Source organism: Cupriavidus cauae, assembly GCF_008632125.1.
In the GTDB taxonomy this organism is placed as follows: Bacteria; Pseudomonadota; Gammaproteobacteria; order Burkholderiales; family Burkholderiaceae; genus Cupriavidus; species Cupriavidus cauae.
Window position 1 is genome coordinate 15,248 of the sequence record NZ_VWRN01000037.1, and the last position, 14,096, is coordinate 29,343.

Below are 14,096 nucleotides of genomic sequence, written 5' to 3' on the forward strand. Positions count from 1 at the left end.
CGCACCGCCTACGCCGAATGGATGAGACCGGCCGGCGTTGGCGCCCCGCATGGGCATCGGGCGCCCTCTGCCCGCCCCCGGTGCCCCATGCGCCGGGCCGCCCATCCGGGCGATGCCGCGATGGCGTGGCGTATGCAGGGTTCCGCCTTGCCGTTTCACCGGTGGCACCACGCTGTAAAGCAAACGCAACCATTCGGCATCTCGGCGGACGCGCTGTCACATCGGCGAAAACCCTGCCCGGTCAATCGTGCCGATGAAGCCATCCGCCGGAGCGCATCCAAAGAACCGCCTCCTGCGCCACTTTCATCCCGAAGAATAAGAATCGTTCGCCTCATCCTTCGCGACTGATGCACTGGAGTGCATCACGCCGAAACAGGCCACCGTTCCAGGTCGGATACATGGTGTTACAAGATTTCATCGATGTAACAAGTGCGCAGAAATAAACGCAATAAAAATCAAGGACTTATAGTGCGTGGCACGCTCGTCGCTGGGTGAATCGTTACAAAAACGCGTGCGGCCTCGCAAGAAGGCACGCCGCAACGCCGGGCGGCAAGGCGGCACCACGACCGCTACCGCCCGACGCCGCAACACAGGCGATGCGCCACTGGCCACTGGTCATGTTTGAAGCAGCGGTCAGGCAATGGGAGGTTGCACATTGCCTGGTTGGGGATGGGCATCTTCGCGCGAGCGGAGAACGGCGACGGGCACGTCTGTCTGGGACGGCCCGCCGCCGGCCGGAACCGTGGCAGGCGCGGGACGTTGTCCGCGTCTGCCTCGGCAATAAGAAGAATCCGGGGGAATCATCATGAGCGGCGCCATCACCCGCCCGCTGCTGTTCGTATCGCAGCACCACGAAGCCAATCTTTGCCGCTTCCTCAGCCAGCGTGGCTGGAAGCTGCTGTTCGCCGCCACCCCGCACGAGGTGGAAGCACACCCGCTGGAGGAGCAGCCGATCGCCGGCCTGCTCGACCTCGGCGGCGATATCGGCGACGCCGATCTGGAGGCGCTCGAACCCTGGTTCGCGCAGCCCAACATTGCGTGGATCGCGATGGTCGGCTGTCGCGACCGGCTGACGCCGACGGCGCGCCGGCTGCTGGGGCTGTATTTCATCGACTATCTGACCGCGCCATTCGAATCGGCGACGCTGGCCCAGGGTCTGGGCCACGCCTGGGGCATGGTCCAGCTGCGCCACGACAGCCTGGCACCCAACGCGCGTGTACCGGGCCCGGCCGGCATGGTGGGCGAATGCGAGGCGATGCAGGCCTTGTTCCGCGGCATCGCCAAGGTTGCGCGCTGGGACGCGCCGGTGCTGATCGGCGGCGAATCGGGCACCGGCAAGGAACTGGCCGCGCAGGCGATCCATCGCGCCTCGCCGCGTGCCGCGCAACCGTTCGTCGCGCTGAACTGCGCCGCGATCCCGCCCGCGCTGCTGCAGTCCGAACTGTTCGGCTACGAGCGCGGCGCGTTCACCGGCGCGCTCAAGCGCAAGCCGGGCCGCATCGAGCTGGCCCAGGGCGGCACGCTGTTTCTCGACGAGATCGGCGACATGCCGCTCGAGAGCCAGACCAGCCTGCTGCGCTTTCTCGAAACGGGCTGCATCGAACGGCTGGGCGGCACGGACTCGGTCGCCGTCGATGCGCGCATCGTCTCGGCCACGCACGTCGATCTCGAGGCGGCCGTAGCGGCCGGCCGCTTCCGCCAGGACCTGTATCACCGGCTGTGCGTGCTGCGCATCCGCCAGCCCGCGCTGCGCGAGCGCGGCAGCGACATCGTGCTGCTGGCCGAGCATGTGCTCGGCGAGATCCGGAGGCAGGCGCCGGCACGCATCAAGGGGTTCTCCAACTCGGCGATGCGCGCGATGGCCGTGCATCCGTGGCCGGGCAATGTGCGCGAGCTGATCAACCGCATCCGCCATGCCGCGGCAATGTGCGAAGGCGGCGTGATCCGCCCCGCCGATCTGGACCTGCAGCCGCCCGCCGAGGCGCATCCCTGCACGCTCGCCGCGGTGCGCGAGGCGGCCGAATGCAACGCGATCCGCGAGGCGCTGCAACGCCATCACGAGCGGCTGATCGATGTCGCCGCCGAACTGGGCGTGTCGCGGGTGACGCTGTTCCGCTTGATGCGCGACTACAAGCTCCAGATACGCAGGCAGGACCTCGGGCTGGTGGTACGCGAGGGCTGAGCGCTGCTGCCCCCTCGCCGCCTGGACCCCGCACCCGCACCCTGCCCCGCGCCCCGATCGAGTCTGCCCGCATGCCATCCGCCACCGCCCGGCCGCGCGCCGCCGTCCGCCACACCGGCCTGCGCTACCTGCTGGTCGGCGCCAGCAATTCCGTGCTCGGCTTCGCCGCCATCTGGCTGGCGCTGCGCGGGCTGGACTGGCATCCGGCCGCGGCCAATGCCGCCGGCTATGCGGTCGGCTTCCTGTGGAGCTTCGCGCTGAACCGGCGCTGGACCTTCGCGCATCGCGGCCATGTGCCGGCAAGCCTGTGGCGCTTCGGCGCGGTCTGCGTGCTCGGCTACCTGGCCAACCTGGCGACGGTGCTGGCCCTGTCGAACGTGCTGGCGCCGCGCAGCCTGCTGGCGCAACTCGGCGGCATGGCCGTCTATACGGGGCTGACGTACCTGGGGGCGCGGCATTGGGCGTTTCGCGGACATGTGGGCTGCACGCAGCGGAAGAAGATCGGCCGCGCCACGCGCATCGCGGCAGCGCGCGCCGTCATGGCCAACGCGCCGTTCGTCGTTGCCGTCGCGGCCGGCTCCGCCCTGCCCTGGCTTGCGCCGTATCCCCCGATGATCGACCTGCCGCAGCATGCCGGCCAGATCGCCGCGCTGCGCGACCTGCTGGCCGGTACCTCGCCATGGCAGCAGGACCTGCGCATCAATCCGTTCACGCCCTACCTGCTCGGCTATGGCGCGGCGCTGGCGCTGTCGTGGTGGATGCCGGTGACGGCCGCGCTGAAGCTGCTGCTGTCGCTGGCCTATCTCGCCTGTATCGGCGCCTGTATCGCGCTGCGCCGGCAGCTTGGCGCCGATGCGCGGCTGGACTGGCTGTTCGTGCCGGGATTCTTCGGCTTCGCCTATGAATGGGGCTTCCTGACCTTCCTGCTGGCGGTGCCGCTCGGCCTGCTGTTCCTGCTGCCCGCATGGCGCCATGCGCGTACGCCCACGCTGCGTACCGGCGCCATGATCGTGGCCGGCGGCGCGCTGCTGTTCGTCGCGCATGGGCTCGTCTTCCTGTTCGCCTGCGCGGTGGGCGGCGCCTGCACGCTGATCGGACTGGGTGGCATCGTTTGCCGTGCCCGCCGTAGCGACGGTGCCCACCGCGCCCGCTCCTCGCACACGCCGCGCATCGTGCTGCGCGCGCTGATGCCGTACGCGCTGCTGGGCCTGGTCGCGCTGCTGTACGCATGGCACGCGCAGCGGTTCGACGCCACGCTGGATTACGCGTGGCCCGCGGTCGAATGGCGCTGGGACTGGATGCGCGTGCCGTTGCTGCTGGTCTCGCCCTGGGGCGCGTGGTCGACGCATCTGCCCTTCGCGCTGGCCACGCTGCTGATGCTGGCTGCGCCGTGGGCGATGGGCCTGCGGCCGCGTTGGCGTCTACCGCAGGCCTGGCTGCCTCTTGCGGCCGTGCTGCTGGTCTGGCTGTGCGTGCCGCACTACGCGATGCGCACCGCCTTCCTGTTCCAGCGCTTCGGCATCCTGCTGCTGCCGTGCTATGCGCTGCTGTTCGCGGCGCCGACGAGCACGAACGGTCCGCGCCGCGCGATGGCTGCGCGCTGGTGCGCGCTCGCGCTGTGCGCGGCCTGCGCACTGCACCTGGGTTGGCAGGCCAGGCGCACGCTGGCGTTCGGCGCGGAGACGCGCGATTTCGACGCGGTGCTCGCCGCGGCCGCGCCGGGCCAGCGTGCGCTGATGCTGGTCTTCGATGCGGGCAGCGCGGCCGCCGCGCATCCCGGCGCCTATCAGCACTTCCCGCTGTGGTACCAGGCGCGGCGGCACGGACTGGTCGACTTCAACTTCGCCTGGTTCCTGCCGCAGATCGTCCGCTATCGCAGCGGCCATGCGCCGCCGCTCGATCCCGCCGACATGCTCGACAACGCGTTCCCGGCCAACTTCGACTGGCACCGCCACGATGCCGGACGCTATCGCTACCTGTTCGTACGGCGCGCGACGCCGCTGCCTGCCGGCTATTTCGCCGCGGCCGACTGCCGCGTGGAACGGCTGCGTACGGCCGGCGACTGGTCGCTGTACGCCACGCGCGATTGCCCGCCGCCATCCGGGCGGCCGCTTCCCTAGGAGACCACCATGTCGCCGCAAGCCTATCTCGAAATGGCGCAGACCGAAGCCGATCACTGGTGGTTCCGCGCGCGCCGCGACATCGTCGCCGCGGTGCTCGAGCAATTGGCGCTGCCGCCCGGCGCCGCCATCCTGGAGATCGGCGCCGGCACCGGCGGCAATCTCGACATGCTGGCGCGCTTCGGCACCGTCAGCGGCCTCGAGATGGACGCGATGGCCCGCCGGCTCGCCGTGGCCAAGACCGCGGGCCGCTATGCCATCGCCGACGGCCGCTGCCCCGACGCGATGCCATACCGCCCGGGCAGCTTCGACCTGGTCTGCCTGCTCGACTGCCTCGAACACATCGCCGACGATGCCGGCGCGCTGCTGGCGGTGCGCTCGCTGCTGCGGCACGGCGGCGCGGCGCTGATCACGGTGCCGGCGCATCCGTGGCTATGGAGCCGGCATGACGTGTTCCTGCACCATCAGCGCCGCTATCGCCGAACGGCGCTGACCACGCGGCTCGGCAACGCGGGACTGTGCGTGGAAACGGTGAGCTACTTCAACACCGTGCTGTTTCCGCTGGCGGTGGCGGCACGCTGGCACGACCGGCTGCGCGACCTGCTGCACGCGCGCCTGCCCGAGCACGGCGTGCCGGGCGAGGCCGGCGGCTCGACCGGCACGGCGATGCCGCCCGCCCTGCTGAACGCGCTGCTGTACACGCTGTTCCGCAGCGAGCGGCACTGGCTGCGGCGCGGCACCTTGCCGTTCGGCGTATCGCTGCTCGCAGTCGCGCGTGCCGTCTGACAACAGGGAGCAAAGCAGAACGCCGCGGAATCAGCGCGTGCGCGCCCGTTGCACGGCGGACAGCTCGATCACGCGGCGGCCGCCGAGCCCCTGCGTCGCCGGCCGCTCCTGGTAGCGCCGGCGCACCAGATAGATCGGACGGCCCTTGGTCTCGTGATAGATGCGGCCGACGTATTCGCCCACCACGCCGACGCCGATCAGCTGCAGCCCGCCGAAGAACAGCAGCGCACACAGCAGAGAGGCGTAGCCCGGCACGTCGACGCCCAGCCACAGCGTGCGGCCGACGATGAAGCTGCCATAGCAGAAGGCGGCGAAGGCGACGGCCACGCCGATATAGGTCCAGCAGCGCAGCGGCACCGTGCTGAAGCTGGTGATGCCCTCCAGCGCGAAATTCCACAGCCGCCAGCCGGAGAACTTCGACTGCCCGGCGCTGCGGGGCTCGCGCGTGTACGGCAGCGTCACCGTATGGAAGCCGACCCAGGCGAACAGGCCTTTCATGAAGCGGCGCCGCTCCGGCAGGCTCTTCAGCGCGTTGACCACGGCGCGGTCCATCAGCCGGAAGTCGCCGACGTTCTCGGGCAGCCGCAGTTCCGACATGCGGTTGTGCAGCCGGTAGTAGGCGCCGGCGGTCACGCGCTTGAGCCACGAATCGCAGGCACGGTCGATGCGCTGCGCCAGCACCACCTCGGCGCCTTCGCGCCAGCGCGCCACCATCTCGCCGATCAGTTCGGGCGGGTCCTGCAGGTCGAAGTCGATCGGCACCACCGCATCGCCGAACGCCTCGTCGATGCCGGCGGTCAGGGCGGCCTCCTTGCCGAAGTTGCGGGTCAGGTCGATCACGCGGATGCGCGCATCGGCGCGTGCCTGCGCCAGCAGCCGCGGCAGCGTGTCGTCGGCGCTGCCGTCGTTGACGCAGACGATCTCGAAGCGGATGCCCGGGATCGCCTCGAGCACCGGGATCACACGCGAGAAGAACGGCACGATGGCGTCGCTCTCGTTGTAGCAGGGCGCCACCACCGACAGCAGCCGGGTATCGCGGTGCCACGGCGTCTGGCGGTCGGGGCGCGCGGCGCCCATGGATCCGGCCGGCGCGCCGACGGCCCCCTCGGTCGTACCCTCGCCGCCGAGGCCGCCATGGAAGACACCGTGACAGCCTCCATGAGGGCCGCCATCAGAGCGGACGTGATTGCCACCGCCGACATTGCCGCCCTTGGGGGCGCCCTCGACGGCGCCCCCGGCGATCCTCCTCCCTGCCCCCGTGTCCTCGCGGCGGCGCTGGCTTGCGGCGCCGATCCTGTCATGTCGCGACATGTCCCGTCCCCCCGCCCTTGCTGCCCGTATCGGTGTCCGTCCGCCAGGCGCGCCGCAGCACCGCGGCCATGCCCAGCGCGAGCAGTTGCACCCCGCCCTGCCACTGCTGCGCCAGCGCATTGGCGAACATCAGCATCGGCATGCACCACAGCGCGGCCAGCAGCAGACGCTCGCCCGGCATCCAGCCGCGCCGCACGCCCTCCCCCGCCAGGCCCGCCACCGCCATGCCGAGCCACGCCAGCTCGTAGTACCAGAGATAGGGTGTGGCCAGCATCGCCGCCAAGGCCAGCGCGGCGGTGCGCAAGCCGGTGTCGCGATGGCGGCGCCATACGCAGGCCAGCGCGCCGGCCGTCGCCAGCGTCAGCACCGCCTGCAGCGCATAGGCCAGCGCGGGCGGGCCGCCGGCAAGCCGCACCGAGGCCACCAGCGTCGGGCTGACGTACCAGGCACGGATGCCTTCCTGAATCAGCAGGTCGGTGACCTGCGCGGTGGCGCTCACGAAGGCCGGGACCGTCTGCCAGCCGAACGCCGCGACGCTCGCGGCGGCCAGCGCTCCCGCCGTGACCGCCGCGGCCCCCAGCGCGCGCCATTCGCGCCCGGCGATCAATGCCACCGGAAACATCAGTGCCAGCTGCGGCTTGATCGCCAGCAGGCCGATCAGCACGCCGGCCAGCAACGGCCGGCGCGGCAGCAGCACCAGCGCCCATGCGGCGAGCGCCGCGGTCAGCAGCGCGTTCTGGCCGATGGTCGCCGCCAGGAACAGGCCAGGGAAGCCGAGCAGCGCCATCACGATCGCGCCGCGCGCCGCGCGTGGCGGCGAGGCAAGTGCGGCCAGGCGCAGCAGCGCGGCGACATAGCCGGCCGCGGACAGGCCGATGAAGGCGACGTAGCTCCATGCGAACGGCAGCAGCGACAGCGGCAGCACGACCCACAGGAAGGTCGGCGGATAGAGCCACGGCAGATAGAAGCCCGAGTCGGGCGGCACGGCGCCATGCGCGGCGATCACCGGCTGCAGCTGCGCATAGTCGTAGACCGCCAGCGCGCCGGCGCCGCGCAGCAGATGCGAGGCGCTCCAGAACACCGAGAAGTCGGCACCTGGCCGAACGATGGTGTCTGCCGTGAAGCCACGCGTGATCCAGGCCCATGCCACCAGGATAAGGCATTGCGCCAGCAGCATCGCGCCGGCGTACAGCCGCACACGCTCCAGCGTCAGCCAGTGTCCGCGCGCGGTGGGCAGTGTGTTGGCAATCGAGGCGCGTTCGAGGGTCATGGGGTCGCTCGGAAGGGGAATGGGCACGGCGACGCGGCATCGCGTTGTCCTTGTTCTATCAGACGCGGCCCGCGGCGCAAGGCGCGCCGCCCGACGGGGCCGCGACGATCGAGGCGGTTTGCACGCCGGCGTTTCCGCGCGGAAGCACGGCACGGCGAACCGCCGCATTCGCCGATGCGAGCGGCCGATGCGAGCGCGCGCTGGCGCGCCGGCGCGGTGCTTGCGGTCGCCTGGCCGTCGTGTCCGTCAGCGCGCCAGGCGTGCCGACGCGGCTTCATGCAACGCCGCGGCACGCGGCAACGTTTCAAGCGGGAAACACGGCGCCGGCGCAAACCGGCTGCGCCAGACGGATGGCAATCGCCGCGCAACGGGCGGGCACGCATCATCGCCATCCTCGTGCGAAAGGATGAGGCGGGCATCCCGGCACGCCGCCACGTCACCGCCGCCTCATGGCGCGCCTCATCCTTTGCGGCGAGTGCCGGACGGAGGCGCGCGCCGCATCGCCGAACCATCATCGGCCAATCGTCCACCCATCGCACGGCATCGCGTTTCCGCTCGGAAACGAGCGGCCGTCCACGGGCCTGCTTTCGGCCTGCCGGTCGACACCCCGCTTGCCGCAAGGCCTTATCGCACAACGATTTCGCATCGGCTGGCAAAGCTCTTGCCTTGATGTGGCCACACGGTCGCCGGCACAGCGCCGCCGGCCCCGGCAGCAGTTCCGAATCACGCGGCGGCAGCGCGAGCGCGCCGCAAGCGACAGGACATTGACCATGCTGACGAACCCGCACCGCCTCACGCAGCCTCCCGCCTCGCGGGGATCGCGGCCGCACCGCGCGCCGCGCCTGCGCTGCATGCATGGCGCCGATGCCTCGTCGCCGCGGCACGCCGCGCCGCGGCATGCGCGGCGCGACCACACGCATCGCCGCGCACGCCGCCTGGCGGCGAGCGGCCACCCGGCCCATGCGGACCGCCATCGGGGCGGTCATCCCACCGGACACTGCGGCGGCCATGGCCGCTGGCCCTTCGATGCCTGCGCGGCATGCGGGCCGCCGCACCGGCGAGCGCGTGCCATCACGCATCGCAGCGGGCAACTCCCCGCTGCCAACCGTAGCGAATCGACAGAGTAGTGCCCTGCATTCCAACCAAGGAGAGAGCCATGCAAGACCTGATGCAACAAGCCAAGCAGTTCGTCCAGGACGAAGACAGCGTCACCGCGATCGAGTACGGCCTGATCGCCGCACTGATCGCCATCGTGATCATCGCCGGCGTCAAGCTGGTCGGGCAGAACCTGAGCGCGGTGTTCGAGAAGGTGCAGTCCGCACTGAAGTAAGGGGCGCGCTCCGGGCGCCAAACCCGCGCCGGCGAGATCGGCGCAAGCAAAACCCCGCGGGGCCACACGCTCCGGCCCCGCGGGCCTGCGACACCAAAGGGAGACACCGATGCGCGCGCTACCGAATGCCATCCGCACCTTCGTCGATGAAGACGGCGCCGTCACCAGCATCGAGTACGCATTGATCGCGATGCTGATCGCGCTGGTGATCATCGTCTCGGTCAGGGCCGTCGGCGAAACCCTGAGCACCATCTTCGACAAGGTCGCGTCGTCGTTCTGAACGACGTGCCCATGTCGCATCGAACGACCCGCAGAGAAGGATCTGCACCGAGCGGCCTGCACCGAACGACCCGCATCCAACGACTGGAGCCAGCCATGTCACACCCGCACCTCGCCACGCTGATCGGACCCGCCGCGATGCTGCTGGTGCTGGCCGCGGCCGCGACCGACCTGCACAGCCGCCGCATTCCGAACTGGCTGACCTTCGGCGCCTGGCTGCTGGCGCTGCCGGTGCTGATGGCGACGACCGGCGCGCTGGCCGGCGCGCTGGCCTGGGCCGGCGGCTGGCTGACCGGACTGGCGATGTTCCTGCCGATCTACCTGCTGCGCGGCATGGCTGCCGGCGACGTCAAGCTGATGGCCGCGGTCGGCGCGTGGCTGGGCGCGGGCATGGCCTTCGACATCGCGCTGGCCGCCTTCGTACTCGGCGGCGCGTGGGCCCTCGCGTGGGCGCTGCTGCGCCGGCGCGGCCGCGAGCTGGGACGCAACATGCTGAACATCCTGCGGGCGCCCGGCGGATGGAATCCGGACCGGTGCAAGCCCGGCGCGCTCGATCCATCGGTATCGGTGGGCGCGATGCCCTACGGCATCGCCATTGCCGCCGGAACCGTCGCGATGCTGTTCGCGTCGGCGTAGCGGCCATGGCGACCGGCGAACCGGCCCATCGGGCAGGCAACCAGCACAGATCGGGGGATCTCATGATCGAGCAACAGCCGACCACGCCGCTGCACCGGCTGCCGACCGCGGCCAATGCCGGCGACCCTGCGCCGGCCGAGGCGGCGGAGACCGCGCAGCCCCAGCCCTGGCACGTGGCGCCGCGCACGGTCGCCGATACCGGCATCGACATCACGATGCTGGCGAGCCTGCTGATGAAGGCGGCTTACCTGTACCGCGACGTCACGCTGCTGCAACTGGCCGAGACGCTGCGCCTGCCCGGCTCGGTCATCGGCGAGATCGCGACCTCGTGCGTGCGCGAACGCCTGCTCGAGATTGCCCATCGCGGCGCCAGCGACCTCGACGTGCGCTACCGGCTCACCGATGCCGGCTACGCGCGCGCCGCCGAACTGGCCGCCCGCTGCAGCTATGCGGGCCCGGCGCCCGTCACGCTGGACGCCTATCTGGAAGCGGTGCGGCGCCATTCGGTGCGCCAGGCCAGCGTGTCGAAGGCGGACGTGGCCGCCGTGCTGGGCGACATGGTGGCCGCGCCGCACGTGGTCGACGAGGCCGGCATCGCGCTGAACGCAAGCGCGGCGCTGCTGCTGTACGGCCCGCCGGGCAGCGGCAAGACCTTCCTGGCGCGGCGGCTGCGCGAGCTGATGCCCGGCGCGGTGCCGGTGCCGCACGCGCTCACCGTGGCCGGCGAGATCATCCAGGTATTCGATCCGCTGGTGCACGTGCCCTTCGACGAGGGCACCAACCCCGGATGGCGGCGCGGCGCCGACCGGCGCTGGACCATCTGCCATCGTCCGGCGGTGCTGACCGGCGGCGAACTGACGCTCGACATGCTGGACCTGCGCTACGACCAGGTCGCGGGCTACTACCAGGCGCCGCCGCACATGAAGGCCAACAACGGCGTCTACATCGTCGACGACCTGGGCCGGCAACTGGTCGGCGTCAGCGAACTGCTGAACCGCTGGATCGTACCGCTGGACCGCGGCATCGACATGTTCACGCTGCACAGCGGCGTGCGCTTCTCGGTGCCGTTCGATGTGTGGCCGGTGTTCTCGACCAACCTGGAGCCCAGCGCGCTGGGCGACGACGCCTTCCTGCGCCGGCTCGGCAGCAAGCTCTATATCGGCCCGCTGGCCGAGGACGACTACCGCGAGGTCTACGCGCGCGCCGCGCACGCGCTCGGCCTGCACGGCGCCGACGAGGTGTTCCGCTTCCTGCTCGACGGCCTGCACCTGGCCGACGGGATTCCGCTGCTGGCCTGCATCCCGGGCGACCTGCTCAAGCTGATCGACTCGGCCCGGCGCTACCACGGCGACCCGCCGCGCGTCACCGAGGCGGCGCTGCGGCGCGCCTGGCAGGCGTACTTCGGCCGCGAGGCCGGCGACGGCATGCGCTGGCGCAGCGGTGAGCGAACGGCGCGGCGATAGCAGATCGGACGGACGCCGCGCCGACAAGCAAACGCGGAAGAACGCAGCGAACGCGCAGGGAATGAGGGAACGAGGGAAACGAGGGCGACCTCAGGGAGAGCTTCCATGAAAAACGCACGGGCAATTCTGATGCTTCTGGTCGCACTGGCCGCGGGGGTGGCGGCGGTGATCGCGGCCTCGCGCTGGCTGATGCAGCAGTCGTCGAACTCGGTGGCGCAGGTGGTGGTGGCCGCCAGCGACATCAATCTGGGCCAGCCGATCGGGCCCGAGCAGTTGCGGATGGTCAGCTGGCCCAGCGGCAGCGTGCCGCCCGGCGCCTTCACCAACGCCGCACTGCTGCAGGGGCGCGTGGCCAGGACCAGCGTGCTGCGCGGCGAGCCGCTGCTCGAGGCCAAGCTGGCGCCGCAGGGCACCAAGGGCGGGCTGTCGGCGGTGATCGGCGAGGGCAAGCGCGCGATCACGGTGCGTGTCAACGATGTGGTCGGCGTGGCCGGCTTCGCGCTGCCGGGCAACCTGGTCGACGTGATCGTCAACACCGCGGCCGAGGCCAGGCGCAACGGCGCCGCCAGTGGCAACGGCGAAGCCAGCATCTCGAAGATCGTGCTGGAAAAGATCCTGGTGCTGGCGGTCGCGCAGCAGGTCAGCCGCGACGACACGCAGCCGAAGGTGGTCAATGCGGTGACGCTGGAGGTCACGCCCGAACAGGCCGAAAAGCTCGACGTCGCGCGCAGCGTGGGAACGCTGTCGCTGGTGCTGCGCAATCAGGTGGATCTGGCCGCGGTCGATACCGAAGGTGCAACGAAGACCACGCTGCTGGGCACGCCCGCCGCGGCGCCGGCAGCCGCGCCGCTCAAGCCGGTCAAGGTCAGCGCGCCGGTGCGTGCGCGCCCTGCCGCGCCGGCCCGATCCGGCCACTGCATCGGCGTGCTGTCGGGCGTGCAGGGCAGTCTCGAATGTTTCTGAGCCGGAGGGTTTCAGCCGGGACGGCAGCGGCATGACTGGGCATGCCGCGCAAGGCGGGTCGCACGTCAGGAACGATGTGCAGCGAATCGGGCAGCACCAATTCTCTCCGGGGGGAGATATGAAAACAAACCATGAGCAGAGGGACCGCGCGCGCACGGCGCGCACGCTGGGCGGCGCGGGCACGGCCTGCCTGCTGCTGGCTCTGGCCGGCACCGCCGGCGCGCAGACGGCAGCCGAAGCCGGCGCTGTGGCCAGGGGCACCACGCCCGCGGCCGGCACCCGCGCCGGCAGCAATGCCAATGCCAACGCCAATACCAACGCCAACGCCGGCATCGCCGCCGGCGCGCCAATGCAGATGACGATCAGCATGGCGCCCGCCCGCGCACCGGTGCCCGCCGCCGATACGCGCGGGCCCAACTGCAGCGGCGCGGTACGCGAGGAAAGCCATGTGGTGGTGCCGATCGGCAAGTCGACGCTGATCCCGCTGCCCGAGCCGGTGCGCAACCGGACCGTGGGCAATCCGGAGATCGTGCAGGCGACCATGGTGTCGCCGCAGACGATGTATGTGCTCGGCCGCAGCCTGGGCACCACCAACATGATCGTGCAGGGGCGCAGCGGCGCCTGCAGCGTGATCAATATCGCGGTCAATGTCGATGCCGGCGGGCTGCAGGGCTCGCTGGCGCAGCTGATGCCCACCGAGCGCGGCATCCGCGTCGCCACCGCCGCCGACAACCTGGTGCTGACCGGCAGCGTCTCCAGCGCGCAGGCCGCCCAGCAGGCGGTGGAGATCGCGCGCGCCTATGCCGCCGTCGCGCAGGGCGACAAGGAGGCGAAGAACGGCGGCGTGCTGAACATGCTCAGCGTCGATACGCCGCAGCAGGTGATGCTCGAGGTCAAGGTCGCCGAGGTGTCCAAGACCCTGCTGAACCAGCTCGGCTCGCAGCTGAACCTGCAGGGCGGCTTCGGTTCGTGGACCGGCGGCCTGCTGACCTCGCTGCTGACCGGCTCGCGCACCGCGATCTTCGGCAGCAAGGCCAACAACCTGCCGCTCGACATCGCGATCGACGCGCAGAAGAACGACTCGCTGGTCAAGATCCTGGCCGAGCCGAACCTGGTCACGCTGAGCGGCCAGGAGGCGAGCTTCCTCGCCGGCGGCAAGATCTATATCCCGGTGGCGCAGAGCAACGCGGTGGTCGGCGGCGTCCCTACCATCACGCTGCAGGAAGAGGAATTCGGCGTGGGGCTCAAGTTCACGCCGACCGTGCTGGCCAACGGCCGCATCAACCTGAAGGTCGCGCCGGAAGTGTCCGAGCTCTCGCCCACCGGCGCCACGGTGACCGGAGCGACGCTGACCGGCCAGACCATCCTGCCGGTGATCACCACGCGGCGCGCCTCCACCACCGTGCAGATGCGCGATGGCGAGAGCTTCGCCATCGGCGGGCTGCTGCAGAACAACGCGCGCGGCACGCTGAAGGCGCTGCCCGGCGCGGGCGAGGTGCCGGTGCTCGGCGCGCTGTTCCGCAGCACGTCATTCCAGCAGGACATGTCCGAACTGGTCTTCATCATCACGCCGCGGCTGGTGCAGCCGATGCAGCATGCGGGCGCGCCGCTGCCGACCGACAGCTTCTCGACGCCGAATCCGCTCGAGCTCTACCTGCTCGGCAATATGGAAGGCTCGGCCGGCCAGCGCGCGGCCACGCCGGGCACGGCGCCGGCCGGCAGCGCGCCCGCACCGCAGTCGCCGGCACAGCGATCG

Annotated in this window: 11 protein-coding genes; 9 read left to right on the forward strand and 2 right to left on the reverse strand. The window is 70.7% G+C overall.

Features of this window, described 5'->3' with window-relative positions:
- Positions 1-805 precede the first annotated feature (805 nt).
- From F1599_RS15040 to F1599_RS15050, 3 genes are all read left to right on the forward strand, one after another.
- A complete protein-coding gene (locus F1599_RS15040; protein WP_149316915.1) occupies positions 806-2,182 on the forward strand; it encodes a sigma-54 dependent transcriptional regulator in 1,377 nt (458 codons plus the stop codon).
- 71 nt (positions 2,183-2,253) lie between these two features.
- Positions 2,254-4,302 (forward strand): GtrA family protein, encoded by a 2,049-nt coding sequence (locus F1599_RS15045; RefSeq protein ID WP_150083604.1) that lies wholly within the window; start codon positions 2,254-2,256, stop codon positions 4,300-4,302.
- Between the two features lie 9 nt (positions 4,303-4,311).
- Complete coding sequence (locus F1599_RS15050; protein ID WP_149316913.1) at positions 4,312-5,088, forward strand: class I SAM-dependent methyltransferase; 777 nt, start codon at positions 4,312-4,314, stop codon at positions 5,086-5,088.
- Positions 5,089-5,118: 30 nt separating this feature from the next.
- On the opposite strand, the gene F1599_RS15055 is transcribed toward F1599_RS15050, so the two are convergent.
- Both F1599_RS15055 and F1599_RS15060 read right to left on the reverse strand, forming a co-directional pair.
- Positions 5,119-6,165: a glycosyltransferase family 2 protein gene (locus F1599_RS15055; RefSeq protein ID WP_149316912.1), complete on the reverse strand. Its 1,047-nt coding sequence runs from the start codon at positions 6,163-6,165 to the stop codon at positions 5,119-5,121.
- Positions 6,166-6,385: 220 nt separating this feature from the next.
- The gene (locus F1599_RS15060; RefSeq protein WP_150083606.1) at positions 6,386-7,669 is read right to left on the reverse strand and encodes a glycosyltransferase family 87 protein; all 1,284 of its coding nucleotides are present in this window, start codon (positions 7,667-7,669) and stop codon (positions 6,386-6,388) included.
- Between the two features lie 1,156 nt (positions 7,670-8,825).
- Between F1599_RS15060 and F1599_RS15065 the strand changes: the two genes are divergently transcribed.
- From F1599_RS15065 to F1599_RS15090, 6 genes are all read left to right on the forward strand, one after another.
- Positions 8,826-8,999, forward strand: a complete 174-nt coding sequence (locus F1599_RS15065) for a Flp family type IVb pilin (protein WP_150083608.1) — start codon at positions 8,826-8,828, stop codon at positions 8,997-8,999.
- A gap of 109 nt (positions 9,000-9,108) precedes the next feature.
- A complete protein-coding gene (locus F1599_RS15070; protein WP_149316909.1) occupies positions 9,109-9,279 on the forward strand; it encodes a Flp family type IVb pilin in 171 nt (56 codons plus the stop codon).
- Positions 9,280-9,374: 95 nt separating this feature from the next.
- Positions 9,375-9,914: an A24 family peptidase gene (locus F1599_RS15075; protein WP_149316908.1), complete on the forward strand. Its 540-nt coding sequence runs from the start codon at positions 9,375-9,377 to the stop codon at positions 9,912-9,914.
- 62 nt (positions 9,915-9,976) lie between these two features.
- The gene (locus F1599_RS15080; RefSeq protein WP_149316907.1) at positions 9,977-11,377 is read left to right on the forward strand and encodes an ATP-binding protein; all 1,401 of its coding nucleotides are present in this window, start codon (positions 9,977-9,979) and stop codon (positions 11,375-11,377) included.
- A gap of 105 nt (positions 11,378-11,482) precedes the next feature.
- Positions 11,483-12,340, forward strand: a complete 858-nt coding sequence (gene cpaB, locus F1599_RS15085; RefSeq protein WP_150083610.1) for a Flp pilus assembly protein CpaB — start codon at positions 11,483-11,485, stop codon at positions 12,338-12,340.
- A gap of 118 nt (positions 12,341-12,458) precedes the next feature.
- On the forward strand, positions 12,459-14,096 hold a 1,638-nt coding region (locus F1599_RS15090), incomplete at its 3' end, for a type II and III secretion system protein family protein (RefSeq protein ID WP_150083612.1).

What these genes read in the sequence shown, in the direction of transcription:
- cpaB (WP_150083610.1), top strand. Translation starts at nt 11,483, where the DNA reads ATGAAAAACGCACGGGCAATTCTGATGCTTCTGGTCGCACTGGCCGCG.
- F1599_RS15065 (WP_150083608.1), top strand. Translation starts at nt 8,826, where the DNA reads ATGCAAGACCTGATGCAACAAGCCAAGCAGTTCGTCCAGGACGAAGAC.
- F1599_RS15075 (WP_149316908.1), top strand. Translation starts at nt 9,375, where the DNA reads ATGTCACACCCGCACCTCGCCACGCTGATCGGACCCGCCGCGATGCTG.
- F1599_RS15070 (WP_149316909.1), top strand. Translation starts at nt 9,109, where the DNA reads ATGCGCGCGCTACCGAATGCCATCCGCACCTTCGTCGATGAAGACGGC.
- F1599_RS15080 (WP_149316907.1), top strand. Translation starts at nt 9,977, where the DNA reads ATGATCGAGCAACAGCCGACCACGCCGCTGCACCGGCTGCCGACCGCG.
- F1599_RS15060 (WP_150083606.1), bottom strand. Translation starts at nt 7,669, where the DNA reads ATGACCCTCGAACGCGCCTCGATTGCCAACACACTGCCCACCGCGCGC.
- F1599_RS15045 (WP_150083604.1), top strand. Translation starts at nt 2,254, where the DNA reads ATGCCATCCGCCACCGCCCGGCCGCGCGCCGCCGTCCGCCACACCGGC.
- F1599_RS15040 (WP_149316915.1), top strand. Translation starts at nt 806, where the DNA reads ATGAGCGGCGCCATCACCCGCCCGCTGCTGTTCGTATCGCAGCACCAC.
- F1599_RS15050 (WP_149316913.1), top strand. Translation starts at nt 4,312, where the DNA reads ATGTCGCCGCAAGCCTATCTCGAAATGGCGCAGACCGAAGCCGATCAC.
- F1599_RS15055 (WP_149316912.1), bottom strand. Translation starts at nt 6,165, where the DNA reads ATGGGCGCCGCGCGCCCCGACCGCCAGACGCCGTGGCACCGCGATACC.